The organism is Myxococcus sp. AM011 (assembly GCF_013372595.1).
In the GTDB taxonomy this organism is placed as follows: domain Bacteria; phylum Myxococcota; class Myxococcia; order Myxococcales; family Myxococcaceae; genus Myxococcus; species Myxococcus eversor.
Genome location: NZ_JABXEM010000572.1, coordinates 1 through 1,088 on the forward strand (window position 1 = coordinate 1; position 1,088 = coordinate 1,088).

Sequence of the window (1,088 nt, forward strand, 5' to 3'; positions counted from 1 at the left end):
GACGTACACGCAACTGAACGAGCGAGCCAACCAACTGGCGCACCACCTGAGGGCGGTGGGAGTGGGCTCTGAGGTGCGGGTGGGCTTGTGCGTGGAGCGAGGGGTGAAGTGGTTGGTGTCGGTGCTGGGGGTGGTGAAGGCGGGAGGTGCGTACGTGCCGCTGGAAGCAGGAGTGCCAGCGGAGCGGTTGAGGTGGATGAAGAGGGAAGCGGGAGTGGCGGTGGTGGTGGGGACGGACGCGCAGGTGGAGGAAGTGGCGGAGAGCGCGGACGTGGTGGTGGGTGTGGACGGGGAGAAGGAACTCATCAGCCGTCAGCCGCGAAGCAACCCGAGCCTCCGAGGAAGCGGAGGCAACCTGGCGTACGTGATGTACACGTCGGGAAGCACGGGGACGCCGAAGGGCGTGGGAGTGCCGCAGAGGGCCGTGGCGAGGTTGGTGCTGGGCAGCAGCTACGCGAGCTTCAGCGCGGATGAGGTGTGGATGCAGATGGCGCCGGTGTCGTTCGACGCGTCGACGTTGGAGGTATGGGGGGCGTTGCTGAACGGGGCGAAGCTGGTGGTGTACCCGGCGAGGGAAGTGTCGCTGGAGGAAGTAGGCCGCGAGCTGACGAGGAGAGGCGTGACGTCGTTGTGGCTGACGGCGGCCCTCTTCGAGCAGATGCAGGCGTACCAGCCGGAAGCGCTGAAGGGCGTGCGTCAGGTGCTTGCGGGAGGAGACGTGCTGCCGGCGCAGCGAGTCCGAGAGCGGCTGCGCGAGGGCGGCACACTCATCAATGGGTACGGGCCGACGGAGAACACGACTTTCACGACGGCGTACCGGATGGAAGACGAGCGGCAAGTGGGCACCCGAGGTGCGCCGATTGGGAAACCAGTCGAAGGCACGGAGGTGTACGTGCTGGACGGGCGACTGAATCCAGTGGCGGTGGGAGTGCCGGGAGAGCTGTACGCGGGAGGAGAGGGGTTGGCGGTGGGGTACGTGGGGCGCCCGGAGTGGACGGCGGAGCGCTTCGTGCCGAGCCCGTATGGAGAGGGCGAGCGGCTGTACCGGACAGGAGACGTGGTGAGGTGGCGGGGGGACGGGGTGCTGG

General features: G+C 67.7%; 1 protein-coding gene. It reads left to right on the forward strand.

Annotation, left to right across the window (positions count from 1 at the left end):
- On the forward strand, window positions 1-1,088 hold a 1,088-nt coding region (locus tag HUW62_RS47375), incomplete at both ends, for an amino acid adenylation domain-containing protein (RefSeq protein ID WP_176438204.1).